This is a genomic window from Gelidimonas diazotrophica, assembly GCF_055694025.1.
Map to the genome: position 1 here is coordinate 1 of NZ_CM146349.1, position 18,255 is coordinate 18,255.

The 18,255-nt window shown below is 49.0% G+C and carries 16 protein-coding genes and 2 pseudogenes; 13 read left to right on the forward strand and 5 right to left on the reverse strand.

Annotated elements, in window-relative coordinates:
* The 4 genes from dnaA to KGFNPO_RS00020 all read left to right on the forward strand — a co-directional run bounded on the left by dnaA (position 1) and on the right by KGFNPO_RS00020 (position 7,092).
* Positions 1–1,383: a chromosomal replication initiator protein DnaA gene (dnaA, locus tag KGFNPO_RS00005; RefSeq protein ID WP_472632529.1), complete on the forward strand. Its 1,383-nt coding sequence runs from the start codon at positions 1–3 to the stop codon at positions 1,381–1,383.
* Positions 1,384–1,628: 245 nt separating this feature from the next.
* On the forward strand, positions 1,629–2,735 hold the full coding sequence (dnaN, locus tag KGFNPO_RS00010) for a DNA polymerase III subunit beta (protein WP_472632530.1): 1,107 nt from the start codon (positions 1,629–1,631) through the stop codon (positions 2,733–2,735).
* A gap of 141 nt (positions 2,736–2,876) precedes the next feature.
* Positions 2,877–5,375, forward strand: coding sequence for a DNA topoisomerase (ATP-hydrolyzing) subunit B (gyrB, locus tag KGFNPO_RS00015; protein ID WP_472632531.1), 2,499 nt, complete (start codon positions 2,877–2,879; stop codon positions 5,373–5,375).
* Between the two features lie 487 nt (positions 5,376–5,862).
* Complete coding sequence (locus tag KGFNPO_RS00020) at positions 5,863–7,092, forward strand: hypothetical protein (RefSeq protein WP_472632532.1); 1,230 nt, start codon at positions 5,863–5,865, stop codon at positions 7,090–7,092.
* 26 nt (positions 7,093–7,118) lie between these two features.
* Here KGFNPO_RS00020 and KGFNPO_RS00025 read toward each other — a convergent pair whose 3' ends face one another.
* From KGFNPO_RS00025 to KGFNPO_RS00045, 5 genes are all read right to left on the reverse strand, one after another.
* Positions 7,119–7,646 (reverse strand): GNAT family N-acetyltransferase, encoded by a 528-nt coding sequence (locus KGFNPO_RS00025; protein ID WP_472632533.1) that lies wholly within the window; start codon positions 7,644–7,646, stop codon positions 7,119–7,121.
* A gap of 153 nt (positions 7,647–7,799) precedes the next feature.
* Positions 7,800–8,144, reverse strand: coding sequence for a hypothetical protein (locus tag KGFNPO_RS00030; protein ID WP_472632534.1), 345 nt, complete (start codon positions 8,142–8,144; stop codon positions 7,800–7,802).
* Complete coding sequence (locus KGFNPO_RS00035; RefSeq protein ID WP_472632535.1) at positions 8,141–8,530, reverse strand: hypothetical protein; 390 nt, start codon at positions 8,528–8,530, stop codon at positions 8,141–8,143. Before KGFNPO_RS00035 ends, KGFNPO_RS00030 begins: the two co-directional genes overlap by 4 nt.
* A 543-nt stretch (positions 8,531–9,073) precedes the next feature.
* Positions 9,074–9,490, reverse strand: a complete 417-nt coding sequence (locus tag KGFNPO_RS00040; RefSeq protein ID WP_472632536.1) for a hypothetical protein — start codon at positions 9,488–9,490, stop codon at positions 9,074–9,076.
* Between the two features lie 15 nt (positions 9,491–9,505).
* Positions 9,506–9,913, reverse strand: coding sequence for a helix-turn-helix domain-containing protein (locus KGFNPO_RS00045; RefSeq protein WP_472632537.1), 408 nt, complete (start codon positions 9,911–9,913; stop codon positions 9,506–9,508).
* 40 nt (positions 9,914–9,953) lie between these two features.
* Here KGFNPO_RS00045 and KGFNPO_RS00050 point away from each other — a divergent pair, with 40 nt between their 5' ends.
* The 9 genes and pseudogenes from KGFNPO_RS00050 (at position 9,954) to KGFNPO_RS00090 (ending at position 18,073) form a co-directional block, all read left to right on the forward strand.
* Positions 9,954–10,265, forward strand: coding sequence for a DNA-binding protein (locus KGFNPO_RS00050; RefSeq protein ID WP_472632538.1), 312 nt, complete (start codon positions 9,954–9,956; stop codon positions 10,263–10,265).
* 312 nt (positions 10,266–10,577) lie between these two features.
* Positions 10,578–11,222 (forward strand): TnsA endonuclease N-terminal domain-containing protein, encoded by a 645-nt coding sequence (locus KGFNPO_RS00055; protein WP_472632539.1) that lies wholly within the window; start codon positions 10,578–10,580, stop codon positions 11,220–11,222.
* Positions 11,203–13,185 carry a hypothetical protein gene (locus KGFNPO_RS00060; RefSeq protein WP_472632540.1) on the forward strand — a complete coding sequence of 661 codons (1,983 nt, stop codon included), beginning with the start codon at positions 11,203–11,205 and terminating at the stop codon, positions 13,183–13,185. The genes KGFNPO_RS00055 and KGFNPO_RS00060 overlap by 20 nt, the downstream gene beginning before the upstream one ends.
* Positions 13,182–14,198: a TniB family NTP-binding protein gene (locus tag KGFNPO_RS00065; RefSeq protein WP_472632541.1), complete on the forward strand. Its 1,017-nt coding sequence runs from the start codon at positions 13,182–13,184 to the stop codon at positions 14,196–14,198. Before KGFNPO_RS00060 ends, KGFNPO_RS00065 begins: the two co-directional genes overlap by 4 nt.
* A gap of 32 nt (positions 14,199–14,230) precedes the next feature.
* Positions 14,231–14,551, forward strand: a pseudogene (locus KGFNPO_RS00070) (TniQ family protein); the annotation flags it as partial.
* Between the two features lie 63 nt (positions 14,552–14,614).
* Positions 14,615–15,520, forward strand: coding sequence for a helix-turn-helix domain-containing protein (locus KGFNPO_RS00075; protein WP_472634527.1), 906 nt, complete (start codon positions 14,615–14,617; stop codon positions 15,518–15,520).
* Positions 15,499–16,113 carry a hypothetical protein gene (locus KGFNPO_RS00080; RefSeq protein WP_472632542.1) on the forward strand — a complete coding sequence of 205 codons (615 nt, stop codon included), beginning with the start codon at positions 15,499–15,501 and terminating at the stop codon, positions 16,111–16,113. The genes KGFNPO_RS00075 and KGFNPO_RS00080 overlap by 22 nt, the downstream gene beginning before the upstream one ends.
* 1 nt (position 16,114) lies before the next feature.
* Positions 16,115–16,525: pseudogene (locus KGFNPO_RS00085) on the forward strand (TniQ family protein); the annotation flags it as partial.
* Between the two features lie 324 nt (positions 16,526–16,849).
* A complete protein-coding gene (locus KGFNPO_RS00090) occupies positions 16,850–18,073 on the forward strand; it encodes a hypothetical protein (protein ID WP_472634556.1) in 1,224 nt (407 codons plus the stop codon).
* Positions 18,074–18,255: the final 182 nt, after the last annotated feature.

An 18,255-nucleotide genomic window follows, 5' to 3' on the forward strand; every position in this document is an offset into this window, starting at 1 on the left:
ATGGAAAATTTCTGGCAGACCTGCTCCGCCCAACTGGAGCAGGAACTGACGCCGCAGCAATTCAGTGCGTGGATCAAACCGCTGGCCCCGCTCGATTTTGACGGCGGGATCTTGCGCATTGCCGCGCCCAACCGCTTCAAGCTGGATTGGGTCAAGACGCAATTCGCCAGCCGCATCAATACCCTCGCAACCCAGTTCTGGGAAATGCCGATTGATGTGCAATTCGTGCTGGACCCAAAGCTCAATGCGCCGCGTCGTCCAAACGTGAGCGCGCCTGCCGGCGATCCGATGGGCGCGCCCGTGCCGACGGATGCGCAACTGCGCTTTACCGAAACGCCGGCAGAGCCTGCGCCGCGGCGCGATCAGAGCCGTATCAATACGGCGCTGACGTTCGATAGTTTCGTTACCGGCAAGGCCAATCAGCTGGCACGCGCCGCCGCGATCCAGGTCGCCAATAATCCGGGCGTTTCGTACAACCCGCTGTTCTTTTACGGCGGCGTCGGGCTCGGTAAAACGCATTTGATCCACGCCATCGGCAATCAAGTGCTGGCCGATCAGCCGAACGCAAAAATTCGCTACATTCACGCCGAACAATACGTGCGCGACGTAGTGACCGCTTACCAGCGCAAGGGTTTCGATGAATTCAAGCGCTATTATCATTCGCTCGACATGTTGCTGATCGATGATATTCAGTTCTTCGGCGGCAAGAGCCGGACCCAGGAAGAATTCTTCTATGCGTTCGAAGCCCTGATTGCGGCAAAGAAGCAAATCATCATCACCAGCGATACCTATCCCAAAGAAATTACTGGCATGGATGATCGCCTGACCTCGCGCTTCGATTCCGGCCTGACGGTCGCGATCGAGCCGCCGGAACTGGAGATGCGGGTCGCGATTTTGCTGAAAAAAGCGACTCAGGAAGGCGTCACGCTATCGGACGATGTGGCATTCTTCGTCGCCAAGCATCTGCGCTCCAACGTGCGCGAACTGGAAGGTGCGTTGCGCAAAATCCTCGCGTATTCGGGCTTCCACGGCAAGGACATCACGATCGACGTGGTCAAGGAAGCGCTGAAAGATTTGCTGTCGGTGCAAAACCGGCAGATTTCGGTGGAAAACATCCAGAAGACGGTGGCCGATTTTTTCAACATCAAGGTGGCCGACATGTATTCCAAGAAACGGCCGGCCAATATTGCGCGGCCGCGCCAGATTGCGATGTATCTGGCCAAGGAATTGACGCAGAAAAGCTTGCCCGAAATCGGCGACCTGTTCGGCGGGCGCGATCACACCACGGTCTTGCATGCGGTGCGCAAGATCACGCTGGACCGCACCAAGAATCCAGAGTGCAACCACGAGCTGCATGTGCTGGAACAGACGCTAAAAGGTTAGAAAAAGTGGTAACTCCAGGCGTGAAGCGGCAAGATTGCTAACCGCCAGCATATTTATGGATAATGGCGGGTGCCGCTTGCTACCGCACTAGCTGCGAGCTGGCCTGAATATATGCCAGAAACGCGCCGATCTGGCGCAGAGAAGTCAGTTTTTAGTGGGTTTTACTCTGTTTTACTGGCGTTTATACCAAACGTGGCGCGACCAGCCAACGGCAACATTTAACCATGACAATCAAGGATATGACTATGCAATTGGTTAAGACTCATAGAGATGCGCTACTGCGCCCCTTGCAGATCGTGAGTGGTATTGTCGAGCGTCGGCACACCTTGCCGATTCTGGCCAATATCCTTATTCGCAAGGATGGCGAAAAGGTTTCTTTCCTGTCCACCGACATCGAAGTGCAAATCACCACCCACGCCCAGATCGGCGTCGATGCAGAAGTCGTGGCGACCACCGTTGCGGCGCGCAAATTGCTCGACATTCTGCGCGCCTTGCCGGAATCCGGCGATGTGACGCTGACGCTGACCAACAAGCGCATGACGGTGCAAAGCGGCAAATCGCGCTTTGCGTTGCAGACGCTGGCCGCCGATGAATTCCCGACGGTGGCGCAGGCCGAGCATTACAACGCCAGCCTGACGCTGCCGCAAAAGACCCTGAAGCACCTGTTCAACATGGTGCATTTTTCGATGGCGCAGCAAGACATCCGCTATTATCTGAACGGCCTGCTGCTGGTGGTCGATGGCAAAAACGTGATCGCGGTGACCACCGACGGCCACCGCCTGGCTTTTTGCCAGGTCGAGACCGAGCAGGATTTCCCGCGTCAGGAAGTCATCATCCCGCGCAAGACCATTCTGGAATTGCAGCGCTTGCTGGAAGAAAACGACGATCCGGTGAAACTCGACATTGCCAGCAATCAGGTCAAGCTGACCTTCGCCGATATCGAGCTGATTTCGAAGCTGGTCGAAGGCAAGTTTCCCGATTACACCCGGGTGGTGCCGAAGGGTTACAAAAACAGCTTCATCATCAGTCGCGACGCCTTGCTGCATTCCCTGCAACGGGCCGCCATCATGACCTCCGATAAATTCAAGGGCGTGCGCTGCATCGTCACGCCCGGCAGCCTGAAGATCAGCTCCACCAATGCCGACCAGGAAGAAGCGGTCGAAGAACTCGAAATCGATTACGGCGGCGACAGCGTCGATATCGGCTTCAACGTCTCTTACCTGCTCGATGTGCTGAACAACCTGAAGTGCGAATACATCAGCATCGCACTGGGAGACTCCAATTCATCGGCCCTGATCTCGATTCCCGACAACACCGATTTCAAATACGTGGTAATGCCGATGCGCATTTGATATAAAAATATGAGGGAGTATGCCAAATAACAATGGCATTCCCGCATATATGCATTGCGGTAGTTAAATATAGAACACCCAGTATACGTATAGCGCCAAGTGCGTGCAGCAATCAGTAACCGTTTTTTCAGAAAGTAGCCCATGTCCGAGATTCAAAAAGACAACGCCAGCCAGCCCGACAACAGTCAATACGGAGCTTCCTCCATCCAAATCCTGGAAGGACTCGAAGCGGTACGTAAACGTCCCGGCATGTACATCGGCGATACTTCTGACGGCACCGGCCTGCATCATCTGATGTTCGAAGTGCTGGACAACTCGATTGACGAATCGCTGGCCGGCTATTGCACCGAAATCAACGTCACCATCCATACCGACAATTCCATTTCGGTCACCGATAACGGCCGCGGCATCCCGACCGGCATCAAGTGGGACGACAAGCACGAACCGAAGCGCAGCGCAGCCGAAATCGTGATGACCGAGTTGCACGCAGGCGGCAAGTTCGACCAGAACTCGTACAAAGTGTCCGGCGGCCTGCACGGCGTCGGCGTGTCCTGCGTCAACGGCTTGTCCAAGTTGCTGAAATTGACCATCCGGCGCGACGGCAAAAAACACAGCATGGAATTCGTGCGCGGCGTACCCCAAAACCGCGAGATCGAAATCATCGATGGTGTCGCGGTATCCCCGATCAAGGTCGTCGGCGATACCGACAAGCGCGGCACTGAAATCCATTTCTGGGCCGATGAAGAAATTTTCACCCATGTCGAATTTCATTACGAAATCCTCGCCAAGCGCATCCGCGAACTATCGTTCCTGAACAACGGCGTCAAGATCAAACTGAGCGACCAGCGCACCGGCAAGGAAGAATTGTTCGCGTTCGAAGGCGGCACTCGCGGCTTCGTCGAATACATCAACAAGAACAAGAACGTGCTGCACCCGACCATCTTCCAGGCCACCGGCGACAAGCTGTCGGACCAGGGCACCAACGTCAGCGTCGACGTCTCGATGCAATGGAACGACGCCTACAACGAGCAGGTGCTGTGCTTCACCAACAACATCCCGCAACGCGACGGCGGCGCCCACCTGACCGGCTTGCGCGCCGCGATGACACGCGTCATCAACAAGTACATCGATGAACACGAGTTCGCCAAAAAAGCCAAGGTCGAAGTCACCGGCGACGATATGCGCGAAGGCTTGACCTGCGTGCTGTCGGTCAAAGTGCCGGAACCGAAGTTCAGCTCGCAGACCAAAGACAAACTGGTATCAAGCGAAGTGCGCGGCCCGGTCGAAGATATCGTCGCCAAGACACTCAGCGACTATTTGCAGGAACGGCCGAACGACGCCAAGATCATCTGCGGCAAAATCGTCGAAGCCGCGCGCGCCCGCGACGCCGCCCGCAAAGCACGCGAACTGACGCGCCGCAAAGGCGTGATGGACGGCCTCGGCCTGTCCTCCAAACTGGCCGATTGCCAGGAAAAAGACCCGGCGTTGTGCGAGTTGTACATCGTCGAGGGCGACTCCGCCGGCGGTTCCGCCAAGCAGGGCCGCGACCGCAAATTCCAAGCCATTTTGCCCCTGCGCGGCAAAGTGCTGAACGTCGAAAAAGCCCGTTTCGAAAAAATGTTGTCGAGCGAGCAGATCACCACCCTGATCGCCACCCTCGGCACCAGCATCGGCCCGGACGAATTCAATCCCGACAAACTGCGCTACCACCGCATCATCATCATGACCGATGCCGACGTCGATGGCGCCCACATCCGCACCTTGTTGCTGACCCTGTTCTACCGCCAGATGCCGGCATTAGTCGAACGCGGCCACATCTACATCGCGCAACCGCCGCTGTACAAGGTCAAGGCCGGCCGCGACGAGCGCTACCTGAAGGATGACATCGAAGAAGCCAGCTACATGATGCAGTTCGCGCTGAATGGCGCGGCGCTGATTCCGAGCGAAGGCGCCGAACCGATTACCGGCGACGCGCTGGCCGAACTGGTGCGCCAGTACAACCTCGCCAACACCATCATGCTGCGCCTGACCCGCGCCATCGACCGCGCCGCACTGACCGCCATCATGACCGGCGTGCTGCTCAACCTCGATACGCTGGCCGATGCCGAGCAATCGGCTGCCGTCCTGACCGCCGCCATCAACGACCCCACGGTCAAGGCGATCGTCAAATCCGATGCGCTGTCCGAAAAGCACCTGCTGCGCATCGAACGCCTGTACCACGGCAATATCAAGGTCAGCGCGATCGACGCCGACTTCGTGCAAGGCGGCGACTACCTGAGCCTGGCCAATGCCGCCGCCACCTTCAAGGGCTTGATTGGCGACGGTGCTTTCATCCGGCGCGGCGAAGGCGAAAAGGCCAAGGATTGTGCGGTTGCCGACTTCCACCAGGCAGTCGACTGGCTGCGCGACGAAGCCGAACGCAGCGTCTCCAAGCAGCGTTACAAAGGTCTGGGCGAAATGAACCCATCCCAGCTGTGGGAAACCACGATGGACCCGACCGTACGCCGCCTGCTGAAAGTGCAAATCGAAGACGCAATCGCCGCCGACCAGATTTTCACCACGCTAATGGGCGACGATGTCGAGCCACGACGGGCGTTTATTGAAAACAATGCCTTACAGGCCAGCAATATCGATATCTGATTTTGTAGGTTCTCAGTAAACTTGGAAATATTCTCACTACTTTGAAAAGCGAATGACCTTCATTTTTCACCCAGAAACATATTGCGTTAAGTTTGTTATTTGAATCGGACCTCTAAAGAATGCTTGGGCTTATTGTGACGGTACCTATAACTATCGCAACAGAGATCGCCGCGGGAAGAAAGCGAGTTGAGTTTCGTAAGAAACTCCCGCTTCGTTCAGTACAAAAGCTACTAGTATGCGCGGCGGGTACTGGCGGTCGCATTACGGCGGAAGCGATGATTAGTTCTATACGAACCTTTTCTCCTGTGGTCGCATGGGAACTTTATTCAGACGTTGCTGGAGTGAATAAAGCAAGATTTTTCGATTATGTCGGGAAGTTGAATACGATCGGTTGCATTGAAATTTTCGACGCCCAACCGGTTGAAGGAGTGGCTCTGAGTCAATTTAATATCTTACGGCCACCCCAAAATTTTCTTTACGTCGAACTATGAAATATCCATTTTCTGGCATTATTGTTAGATATGTAGCCTCGGAGATCGGTAGGGGCATGGCCGGATCTCTGGTAGAACCAAAAGATGAGCTCCATGTAAACTTATGGGAAGTAGCTGGTCGGCAATTTCTTGATATCGGTGTAATGATCAACACACCTGAGAACATAAAGGCTGTCCAAATCGATCTTCCGTGGAAATTTGACAATACAAAGGTTTTTGACCTGGGGTCGCGGTTAGTTGGCGAAAAAATTGTAGCTGCTATTTTCAATGAAGTGGTTCGTTATGATGGTGCAAACGATAGTCCCTTCGCGAGGGTATCTTTCCCTCAAAGCAACAATGACGCCAGCTTCAATTTGATTAGACTTAACTCAAATAATTTTGATACCAATCCGATTGCTCTATCAGAGGGAGGCTCGTCCACTCAGCTGACCGTTAAACTAGAGCAAGTGCCAGTATCAGAAGATAATCTACGCTGTTATATCCGTTTTCGAATCATCGATATTCCAGAAGGAATCTATACCGCGAAATTCTATCAGAAGGATCGAAATCTACTCAGTTCGAGCCTTGAAACTCGGATTGTTGATTTTCGCATTAATGTAAGACGGGGTGTTCCCGAAGATGTTTTGTCAGCCCGAACCGATTTGTTTTTTCCAAGATGGAAGAAAATTCATCTTTTTCTTACGGTAGACCGAGCCCGTGAGATGACATTTGATGGCGAGGATTTCATCGCATGCCGCTCACTCGAGGACGAGGAGATTTGGAATAGCTATATCGCGCTCGATAACCATAGCAACGAACTGCAATGCTCAGTATCAGACTACCTGGGGTACCAGTGGACTGTTAAAGCGTCAAAGCGGCACATAGGCATAGGCGCGCCTGTAGAACACGTTCCGGCGAAAGATCTGGTTGCATTGGCAAGGTTCAGTCAAGTGACATCGTCTGGCTGGTATATGTTCCGGTTCATAATCTTAGCACTGGCTATTGGGGCTGCCGGGAATGGCGTATGGGAAATTTGGAAAGCGCGGTTTCCTTCATCAGAGGTAATACTGAACCAAGCCGTTCAGAGCGATCTTGGTGACTCTAAACAAGCTTTGATGTGGCTTATTGTAATAATTGTTTGCGTGGTGTTTGTCACGCCGATTCTAATTCGTGGGGTATGGTTGAAAATTACTGGAAAACTTAAGACGATTTTTATCAGAATTGGAAAATTGTTTCAGGAGGAATAGCATAACCGGCGCAACGATACCTGCATTTACTGGTGAGTCGTCTCGACCAGAAAAACTCTAGAAGAATTAACGGGCATATCCAGCAAGCCATTGAATGCGTACTCAACCCGGCCAGCCCGATAGCGGCCTATGTACTCTGTGCGAGTTTCAAATCCAAAATGTTGGAAAATTCTACTAAATACTGGAAGCCGCTCCTCCGCCACACTAAGTAAAGGCTTGTCGGTTTCTAGTTCTTCGAATGCTCTTTCGAAAAGTCGAATTCCCAAACCATATGAATTCTGAAAATCCTCTAGGACTCTAAGGCAACAGAGCTTCTTTTCATAACCGTCATCCTTAACGATCGCAAATCCTGCGAGTCGACTGCGGCGGTATTCAACCAATATCGAGCGATCACCAGCATAAATATCCGGTAGTACTTTGTTGTCAAACCAAGAATCAAATTCTGGGTAGTAGTCCCTCAAAGCACTAAGATGAGATATTACGTCCGAAAGGCATCCGCCAGCCGTTTCAGACTCAAGCTTAAGGGTAATTCGATTGATCGTTTTGATGAACATTTTGAGCCCTTAGAAGGAAGTGCCTGTGTTTTCTATCAGGCAACACCGCTGGCTACGTTAGTTTACCGTTTGTTTCGCATTTTTGGCAAGACAATAAGTCATTTGTAGATAGTTTTTTATGTTCTGCGCTCTCCATGCCCAGATTAAATAAGATTATTTCAAGTCATCTCTAGTAACCCGTCTACGCACGTTAGCATTAGTCTCCCAACGCTCTGATGCAAGGCTCCTGATGAGGTTTTTCAGCAACGCCTCGTCATCAATAACTCGTAATTGTTCCTTTTCGACGCGCAGCCACGGTCCCAGCTCTTGTTTCAGGCAATCCTGGCATAGATCAATCGAGAGGAAATTTCCATCGCCAAAGTTCGATGAACAGCCGGCAACAAATTCAATTGACTGAATTTCTAACCAGCGAGTGTCATTGGCTGTAAAACGCGTTTTACAACAATCACATGTGATTTCGGAGATGGTCTCTGTTGGGATTAATTCAAATGTTTTCATAATCCAACTTTGTGCACGTGCAAATCGGTACCGGCAGTATGCAAGCCTTCGCCCTCCCAATCCGCCCGCCTGTACTGATAACCTGGGAAAACATCTGGCAACGTCACCTGCCGATTAAGCAGGCGAATTGTCAATGCCACCAATTGACGGAGATCGCATTCGTTGCGCACTTCGAGTGGAGTACAGAGATTGACGAAACGGCTGTATTGACACCAGTGTGCATTCAGGGACGGTTCTATCTGAATGTTTGCTGACTGCATGACTTGTTGCCGCACCTGCTGCCATTGATCGTGGCTGCCTGTTTGCGCGCGCGGCTCATACACTATGTGGATGATTTGCTTGCGATACCGTCCAACTGTCTTGTAGACCGGCATACCATCGCGCATAAAATTGTCGTATGGTAGATCCGCGGTAAGTCGATCGCGTCAATGGCATCCTAATATGCCATCCTTGGATGCGTCCACGCCAACGCCACACGGTAATCGTTCAAAACAAAGGTCGCGTCATCTCACCACGTCAATCGATCTTGGGGTAACCCGTCATAGACGTGGAAATTATGATGCCATCTTGAAAATGGTTACCTCGTCGCTCGCGATGGTGCTGTTTGGCTCGGTGTCTCAGGCGTTCGACATGTGAGTTTTTCATCTAGATGATTCTTTCACTATATCAATCTGTCCTTGGGCGCCATTAGAATAAACTCCCCAAGAAGCCAGCGTCCAAAATCAGCCGTGAACCGTGTTACCGCCAGTCGGAAATTGCCCCAGATGCTGATGTTGGACTGACCCACTTTCAATTTCGTAAATCCCAATAGTGGTAACGGGTTACAAGGCTTGCAGGTGGTGCATCAATATGTCGGCACCCAAGTCAACAAGCGATCGCTAATCAACATCAAAACTCTGAATTTTCATCCCGTCAAAAGTGCCAACCACTCACTTTATTCGGTGAATGTGTTTTCCATCTGTCTTTTCGTTGGCGCCTTCTGGCTGTCCGTCATCTGGCTTTTCTAAGGCGCATTCTGACTTCTCAACATCATTTCCTGGCAAAGTTTTCACTTCCATTTGACGTGACGGTGCTTCGATATACCAGGTGCCAATGAACATCAAAATTAGAGAAAAACTTAGAAATATATAAGGATAAAACTGATCATTTGGCAATGCAAAATAACTACCAAAGACTGCTGTCAAAATTGATATCAACAATATTGATTTCCCGACATGCACTTTTCGGGCTAGGTTAGCCGCGTCAAACTCATTTTTGCTGGCCTGAGAAAAATTTTGTGAATGCATAATGTCAGCAATAAGTTGCTCAATTTCATTCATGACTGGGTCATGCTTTTTGTCGCTCATTTCTAGCTCCGCTTTTTAGGCGACCAACTTCACCGTTTCTTCAACAACGGAATCCTCGACAATTTTCGTCGCTGAAAACTGCTTATAAAGCAGCATTATCAATTTCAGTTTCTTCTCACTGGCAATCTTCAACTTGAATTTATCTGCCCATCTCTCCACACATTGCAGGACCTCTCCCAACAGATCCCAATCAAACTGCCGGGCAGCTTCCTCTGCCATGCGACGCCCTGTAACGATGTAAAAAATATCGGCACCCAGGGATTCCGCCTTTTCGAGACTTTCACGATTTGGCTCTGTTTTGCCTGCCTCATAGTAACCAATCGTTGATTTACTCACTGATAGAGCTACGCCAAAGCTATCGAGCGTATGCCCCAGCCGCTTTCTTTCTTCTTGAAATCTCAAGTTTGCAGGTAATAAATTCATTATATATTGTATAAATTCCGATAAATTGGTATAAATATATATGGATTCCGTAAAATCATCAACTAGAACTTGCAGCGAAGCTCGAATTTGGCTCGAGACTTATGGCGTTTCTGTGTCCGAATGGGCAAGAATTCGTGGTTTCCATCGTGAAATTGTTTATGCGGTTTTGTCTGGTCGGATCCGCGGGTTACGGGGGCAAGCACATGATGTCGCAGTGGCCCTTGGCATCAAACCTTCGCCTCCAGTCACTGGCATATCCCCACTCGACGTACCGCCCGGGGGTGATGACGAGCGGCAAAAAGAAGATGAAGCCGCCCAAAGATCAGGAAGGAACTTCGCCATGTCTCCATAACCTTTTGGGATGCAGAAAGCACAACGCCCGAAATCCTCGGAAAAGGACTTCAGGCGTTATTGGAATGTGCAGAGAAAACTGACCGTCTTCTTATTCTCATATTCCATTCAAAAACCTCTTCTGTCAAGAAGTTCTGGTGCTTTCTTACGTCCCAAATTTTGCCGTTCCGTGTGAATGACAAAAATTGGTGCGTCTCCCCCTTCCCTGAAAAATACGCGCACATCTCAACAATACGGGCAACGCGTAACTCGGTGCTGGACTATTTTAAAGCCAGCCTAGTAGAACGCTTTGGCCTATCGAAAAGGAAGTCAAATGTCTGCCAGACAAGTAATGTCTCGATCGCAAAAAACAATGCGGGTCAAATTCCCTTCACAAAAAAATAATCGAATGGTCTTCTGCGAATCGCTGCTGGAACGTGACGTCGCGCGATGGCTAGAGCTTTCACCTCAAGTAACAAGTTTTTGTGAACAACCTAGTCTCGAAATCTACTATGACGACGAAGGAAATGCACGAAAGTACATCCCGGATTTTGAAGTGAACTTTAGCGACGATTCTGTTTTACACATTGAGGTAAAGCCCGCTTCTAAGCTGAAACGAAACGAGGTATCTAAAAAGTATGAACTAATCGCGCGACGATATGAGGAGCTCGGGCGACGTTTTCGAATTGTTACTGATGACCTGGTGCGCTGTGAACCATTGCACGGAAATCTAAAGCTCCTTTTTCTTCATTCCCGGTGTCCGATACAAAAAGATGATCTTGAAAGAATGATTGGACGGCTGACCATGAATGGTATTTCGACTGTTGCAGACGCTGCCAGATCGATCGGCGGAGAAAATCATGTGTACCGATTGCTGGCACTAGGCTTTCTAAGTACAGATTTTCAAAACAGCATTGGCGTTGAAAGCCCCGTGTGGATTTGCAAGGAAGGGGGCAGAGATGATCCGTTTTGCGTATAAAAAAGGCCTACGTTTTCTTGAAGGGTTGACGAGTTGGACGGTCGTACGTCGTCTCGTGTCTGGAAATATTCAGCTGGAAAACGATGAAGGCGAGTTAAAAAATCTCGAATTCAAAGAGTTAAATCGCCTGTGGATAGAAGGAGACATGACAATCGATGAGAAAAGCCTTGGAACGGCAAGCAACGTCTTTTACATGGCAACCCCGCGCGATCTCCAGTCGTTTGCGGCCAAAGACCAAGAACTTGCCAGATACCGACACGCTTATCTATCTCGGCTGGAAAAATTAGAAAATGGATTTGTATCAACTCCGGGAAAGTTGCAGCCAATACTTGATCAAATCGCTGTCGACTTAAAACACGAAAATGCCCCTCGGGCACATACCGTTTACAGCTGGTGGGTCAAATATCGTTTCACTAAATGCGTAACGAAATTAACCGACGGGCGCTGTCGATCAGGACGAAAAAAATATGGCACATTTTTCGGAATTTTCGAGGAAGCGTTGTACGAGGTCTACCTCACTTTGCAAAAAAGACATGGGAAGGCTGTCATCGAGGCGATGACCTTGAAAATAGCAAGAACAAATATGGGTTTGTCTAATAGGGAAAAGCTTGCGTGCCCAGGTCGATCGACGATTTATCGCTGGTTAAAGGACCTGCAGCAGGATTTGGTCACGCGTGCAAGGTTGGGCAAAGTGGCGTCCGAAAAAGAATTTCGCACCGTTCTTAAGAAATTCAAGGTAAAGAAAATACTGGAGCGGCTGGAAATCGATCACACACCACTTGATTTGATTGTAGTTGACTCTATTACCATGCTGCCGCTTGGCCGCCCTTGGTTGACGTTGGCCATTGATCGTGCCAGTCGAATGATCATGGGGTTTTATATATGCTTTCACGCGCCCTCCGCATTCTCTGTTTTGCAGTGCCTCAAGCGATCAATTTTGCCAAAGGACGTGTGGTTGGCACGCTTTCCTGATATCAAGGGATCGTGGCCCGCACGTGGAATTCCGGAACTTATTGCGTGTGACAACGGCATGGATTTGCATGCCGACGCATTCGAAGACATTTGTCTTGAAATGGGAATTGAGCTGCTCTATTGTCCGGCGGGGAAACCAGAACTGAAAGGGCCGATCGAACGAATGTTCAGGACTATGAATACCGGCCTCATTCATAGTCTTCCGGGAACCGTTTTTTCGAACGTTCACCAGCGCGGCGATTATCCAGCCGAAGATCTCGCGGCAATTGACATGGAAACCTTGGTCCATTTGCTAACTAAATGGATCGTAGAGGTCTATCTCCTGACCGACCACAGAGAGCTTCAAATGGCTCCGCTTACGAAATGGCTAGAGGGTGAAAAGGATCGAATCTTAGAAATGCCTGCTTATCCACAGCAATTGGAAGTTCTCGTCGGAATTCCCACCAGTCGCACGTTGTTTCACTATGGGGTTGAGTTGGACTATTTGCGTTACAACTGCCCTGAACTACAACTATTTCGAGCAAGGTCAGGTGGTACCCCAATCGTTAATCTGAAGTATTACGAGGACGATGTTGGTTACGTACACATTTTTGACGATGTCAATCAAGAATACATTCGCGTAAAAGCAGTTGACGACGAGTATGCAAATGGTTTGACGAGACACATGCATTTGTTGATTCGCGAGTACACCAAGAAAACGTACGGTGAGCGCTGGTCAGATGAGCAGTTGTTCACGTCGAAAGCGGAGATACAGGCGATTGTGAGCGCAGCGGTTCTTAGCAAAAAAATGTCAACTCGAAAGAAGAGTGCTGCTGTCTTAATGCGAGATAGTGAGGACATTATTTCACCTCCAGAGGGATTATTTCGCGCATTAGAACCTGACAACAATCCAAACGCGATCGCAGCCGACATAGATGAGTCTTTGGTAGAGGAAGATCTTCCAGATTTTGGCGTATCCACCGGTGTCGACTTGCAAAAGGTAAAAAAATGACAAATGCATTTGAAAAATTATCAGCAATTTTTGCACCTGATCCAAATGCCCCTGGCGTACCTAATCCGTTTGCCAGTTTCACGATCGGTACTAACATCGTTCAATATCCGGCATTTTGCCAGGCACTCAAACGAATTACAAATTTACACCAACGAGGTTTAGACGCAGGAGTCGCCGGGGGACTTCTTGTTACTAGTCAAACCGGCAGTGGGAAAACCACGCTTTTCAAATTTTATAAAGAACATTTTCCGGTGCGCGAGGAGAGTGATCGTACTGTAGTTCCTGTTCTCCTGGTAATCACGCCAGAGTCTCCATCAATCACCACTCTTACAGAGTCTATCCTGCGTGCACTGGGAGACCCGGCTGCATCCAAAGGAACAGCCCAAGAAAAAACAAATCGAATTTACCGTTATCTAAAGGAATGCAAAGTAGAACTTTTACTTGTCGACGAATTCCAGCATTTTTATGATAGCAAGCGCTTATCGGAAGCAAAGAAAGTGACAGATTGGCTAAAGAATTTATTTAATATTGCTGGCATTCCAGTCGTGTTGGCGGGACTACCTCGTGCGGTTATGGTTCTTAGAATGAATCCACAACTGAAAAGGCGGTTTGCTTCACCGTTCTATCTGAAGCCGTTTGGATTCGACACTGACCATGACAAGCGCGAATTTCGTGGCGTACTAAAGGCAGTCCATGGAACACTCCCTCTTCCTTGCCCAGAACTTCATGATGCAGATCTGGCGCAGCGTTTTTATTATGCGACGCATGGCCTATTCGATTACCTGAAGAAAATAATTGATCGGGCTGTTTGGACTGCTGGAGAGGAAAAGCACAGCAGCCTCACTCTGAAGAGCTTTGCCCATGCATTTGAAGAGGAGGTGTGGCGTGACGTTCCAAAAAAATTGAATCCGTTTTTGCAAAAATCGATATTAAGGCAGCTGAATAAAAACGGCGAGCCTTTCGAAATCTGGGATGACCCCGCCCAATATGTATCGAAAAAACCGTCTGACTGATTCATCTTTTGAGGTCCGCAGCAATGTCAAGAATGCTACTTCGGCCCTGTCTCGAAATCGATGAGAGTCCTCAAGGTTTCACCTTGCGGCTTGCAGAAGCGAATGGTCTTACGATTAGGGAGTTAAATACTCTTGGATTCTTTTTTCACGAAGACACATTACAAAACTGGGGATGTCTGGAGGACGCGACGGCAAGAGACGGACTTGGCCCATACGTTAAAGAAATTGCGCAGTCAATTCAGATGCAGCGAAGGGCGTGGAATTTTCGTTCCGCTCGCTTTTGCCCAACCTGTCTTAGCGAGACGCGACGATGGCATTTTTCTTGGGAGCTCTTTTTTGTTGATGCCTGTCCGAAGCATGCCACGTGGCTCGTAGACAGGTGCTCCGTTTGCAACGACGTCATATCATGGGAGCGCATGAAACTTCTGTACTGCCGTTGTGGGGCGTCGCTTCTATCCAATCAAACAGCTAGTTGTCCCGCTGCCGTATGCCTGCTTGCCCGCGTCCTCTCGGCATCAGTAGACAAAAAATTTGGTGAGAATTCTTTGAAGGTGCTTAGGCAGTTATCGATAGACCAACTGCAGCGCGTTGTAAGACTATTCGGCGCTTATGGCACCATCCAGCCTGAACGCCGCCCCCAAAAAATTTCTAACCTGGATCAAATGGAGGTGTCTTGGCGCGTTACGAGCATAGCGGCAGAAATCCTTAGCAATTGGCCAAACGCCTTTTACCAAATGCTAGAACGCATGCAAGAACAAAAACGTGATTTTGGCCGAGGAAAAATGAGTGGGCGCTTTGGGCATTTTTACGCAGTTCTTTATCGCGCGTTCCCAGAGAAAGAGTACTTGTTCTTACGTGACGCATTCGCGGATTTCATCAGTGCCCATTGGAGAGGAGCAATAAGTCGTCGCAATACGTATTTAGCGCCAGAGTTGTTAGACCGATTAGCGTGGATGCCGGCAAATCACGCCTGCGAGATGTTAAAGGTATCTAAGCGTCGACTCCTGTGTTTGATTGCGGAAGGCCATATTGCTGCCGAGCACAGCCAAGGATTATCTGGTCGTTCATTTTGGGTCGTCAGACGGGAGGATTTAAAGGCTTCATCCATAGAGCATTCCGGCGATATCGATATGAAGACCGCGGCACAAATCCTTGGTTTGAGCAAAAAAAGAATGGCGGCAATAATTGTATGGCTTGTGCCATCTGCCCGCAGATCGGGGGGCGTTGGATGCCCGTGGAACGTACCACGCCACGTGTTTGATAGATTTCGTGATATCGAAAAGACGCAAAAAAAATCACCTTGGTCGGCCCAAATGAAGTGACCTTACTTCATGTATTCCGCTACTGGAAATGGAGTGACCGCGCAATCGCTTATCTTTTGATAGCAATTCTCAGTAAGGATTTGCACGCGATAGGCATTCATGCGAATTCCAAAGGCGTCAGCGGGATGGTTTTCTTCAAACACGAACTGAAAACTTGGTATCAAGATTCGCAACTTTCACCGCCAAATTCGATTTCCGTACCACAGGCTGCATCAGATCTGAAAGTCAAGGAAGAGGTTGTTTATGCACTTGTTAGAAACGGTTTTCTCAAAGTCGAAAAAGTAGTGATGCAACGTAGACGCACCTCCCGTGTGCCGGCCGAGAATATTGCGATGTTTAACGGGCGTTTTATTTTCGGGCGCGACCTTGCAGCTTCCCTCGATACCTCGTCGACGTCACTAATACGCAGATTGATGCAGCTGAATATTTATCCTGTCTCAGGTCCGAGAATCGATGATTGCCGTCAGTTCTTATTTGAAAAAAATCCTTCCCTCTTCGTTGCAGTTGAATTGCTGAGACAATCAAAATTGACTCACAACATCGAGCACGGGCTGAGCGGAAAGATTGCCTCCATATTACAAAGCGGAATTTAAGATGGTAGATGATATTCAATCACCCCCCTACGTAAGATCGTTGTTTCGTGTTGCACCAATACCATTCGAAAGCGGTCGAGGTTTCTTGTTGCGAGCAACGGGCGTTCTCGAATATTCAGGGATTGCGCGAATAAATGAGATCGCTGGTATTGAAACGTACGCGCTCGATACAAATGAAGCAATGACTCGATACGCTCATTTTTTTCGGATCGAGCCCGCTGAGATCAGGAGACATTTTTACTACAAGGTCGAAGGTGCGAATGCTCGCAGTTACCGCTCTTTTTTTGGCCAGATAATTAGTCGAACATATCTCAATATGACCAGCCCGCGCGTTTGTTCAGTATGTTTGGCAGAGACATCCGTGTGCTACGCATTATGGGATCTGATGCTTGTGTCGGTTTGTCCAATACATAAGTGCGAGTTAATTAATCGGTGCCCCGAGTGTGAAAAACCAATTTCGTGGTACAGGCCTCGGGTGCATCTTTGCAACTGTGGATTCGATCTACGTTGTTCGGAGAGGAAGTTTGCTTCTCACGCCAGCATCGCAATTATTTCATTGATTAAAGACAATTTTTTATGCGAGAAGGTATGCCAGCGTCATGATGAGGACACCAAGTATCCTCCAACATTGCGGCGGCTCCAACTAGGAGATCTGTTCCGTGTGATCGTTTTTTTAGGCAACGCTTCCCACCTCCTCTCTCGGGGTGCCCCCCAGCCTTTTAGGCCAGGGCTAACCTTGCAAGATTCAAATAAAATTGTAGAAAATGCGCATGCCATCCTACTGAATTGGCCTCATGGTTTGCTTTCCAGCTTGAGCCAAGTAAGAGACCGCAATTTGGTAGGTAATTCTTTCCATCTAAAACTTTCCCACGCCTTTGGATCCTTCTATCGATACTTGTTCAAAGAGCTGTCAGCTTCCCAATTCGATTTCATTCGAGAGGTTTTTGAGAATTTTGTCGATGTCGAGTGGGGTGGCCAATTTCGTAGCGGAAGTCGCAGGTTTGAGAACAGTACTAATACGAGCCGTTGGGTATCGGCGACTCAAGCAGAGAAAATGGTCAAAGGAACTGCACGTAAAACATTTGTAAGGCTTGTGAATGACGGAACTCTGCGCGGGGTTTTCAAGCCACAGGGAAAAACTGCCAAGAGCGAAACGTGGATAGAGCGGAAGAGCCTAGAAGAATGGATTAAAAGTGAGGCAACTATGGTTCCTCGGAGTTATGTGGAGAAAACTCTTGGTGTCACAGGAGACGCGGTCATGTCGCTTGGTAAAGCTGGAATTTTAAAATATAAACAGAATGGAATGTCGGGACCATGGATGGCATGGTCATTTGTAAAATGTGAAGTTAATTGCATTGAAATGGCATTTGCAAAATTTCGGTGCGTACCTGTTATCTCGAAGCCTAGTGGAAAGTATATTTTTCTACGTCACGCCGTTGTATCTTGGATTGGCAACGAAATAGGTTTTCCTGCTGTGGTTCGTGCCGTCTTAGATGGACGATTGATTCCTGTTGGACGTGCCCAGAAATTGTGTGGAATATTTGATTATGTATTTCTCAAATCTGACTTAGTCCATTTTCGTCCAAAGTCACTGGAAATGGGCGAACGGAATATGGTGAATTCGGGGGACGTGGCTCGTGTGTTGGGATTGGGAAAAAGGGTTGTCGCTGCACTCTTACGTGACAAACGATTCTTCGGTATCGCAGGACAAGTAAGAGCGGAACTACTCGTCCCTGAGTGTGAACTGGATGCTTTTAGGAGCCGTTATATATTTGCCTCCGAATTGAGCCGGGAATTAGAAACGACTGCAATAAGGGTCTCAACTTATTTGAATGAATGTGGGATTCCTGGCTTTGTACTGGATATCCCTAATAGCAATAAGACTTTCCTGTATGAGAAATCAGCGATTGTAGGAGCGGAGATACCCAAATCAAAACATCCCAGTAAAACGAAAAAATGACGATATTTTGCGAAAGATTGATCGTGCAACTCGAAAAATACAGCCAATACATTACCGCCAATCGCAAGATGGGCGCTGAGCCTTAGATTATTGTCTCAGGAAGTTGCTTAGTTAAACAAGTCGAGATCGCGTATCTCCGCCCTAAATTGAGAAGGGCCTGGGAGTTGTTCGATGCCATTAAA

Coding starts and splice junctions, on each gene's coding strand:
- dnaA (WP_472632529.1), top strand. CDS start 1: ATGGAAAATTTCTGGCAGACCTGCTCCGCCCAACTGGAGCAGGAACTG.
- dnaN (WP_472632530.1), top strand. CDS start 1,629: ATGCAATTGGTTAAGACTCATAGAGATGCGCTACTGCGCCCCTTGCAG.
- gyrB (WP_472632531.1), top strand. CDS start 2,877: ATGTCCGAGATTCAAAAAGACAACGCCAGCCAGCCCGACAACAGTCAA.
- KGFNPO_RS00020 (WP_472632532.1), top strand. CDS start 5,863: ATGAAATATCCATTTTCTGGCATTATTGTTAGATATGTAGCCTCGGAG.
- KGFNPO_RS00025 (WP_472632533.1), bottom strand. CDS start 7,646: ATGTTCATCAAAACGATCAATCGAATTACCCTTAAGCTTGAGTCTGAA.
- KGFNPO_RS00030 (WP_472632534.1), bottom strand. CDS start 8,144: ATGAAAACATTTGAATTAATCCCAACAGAGACCATCTCCGAAATCACA.
- KGFNPO_RS00035 (WP_472632535.1), bottom strand. CDS start 8,530: ATGCGCGATGGTATGCCGGTCTACAAGACAGTTGGACGGTATCGCAAG.
- KGFNPO_RS00040 (WP_472632536.1), bottom strand. CDS start 9,490: ATGAGCGACAAAAAGCATGACCCAGTCATGAATGAAATTGAGCAACTT.
- KGFNPO_RS00045 (WP_472632537.1), bottom strand. CDS start 9,913: ATGAATTTATTACCTGCAAACTTGAGATTTCAAGAAGAAAGAAAGCGG.
- KGFNPO_RS00050 (WP_472632538.1), top strand. CDS start 9,954: ATGGATTCCGTAAAATCATCAACTAGAACTTGCAGCGAAGCTCGAATT.
- KGFNPO_RS00055 (WP_472632539.1), top strand. CDS start 10,578: ATGTCTGCCAGACAAGTAATGTCTCGATCGCAAAAAACAATGCGGGTC.
- KGFNPO_RS00060 (WP_472632540.1), top strand. CDS start 11,203: ATGATCCGTTTTGCGTATAAAAAAGGCCTACGTTTTCTTGAAGGGTTG.
- KGFNPO_RS00065 (WP_472632541.1), top strand. CDS start 13,182: ATGACAAATGCATTTGAAAAATTATCAGCAATTTTTGCACCTGATCCA.
- KGFNPO_RS00075 (WP_472634527.1), top strand. CDS start 14,615: ATGAAACTTCTGTACTGCCGTTGTGGGGCGTCGCTTCTATCCAATCAA.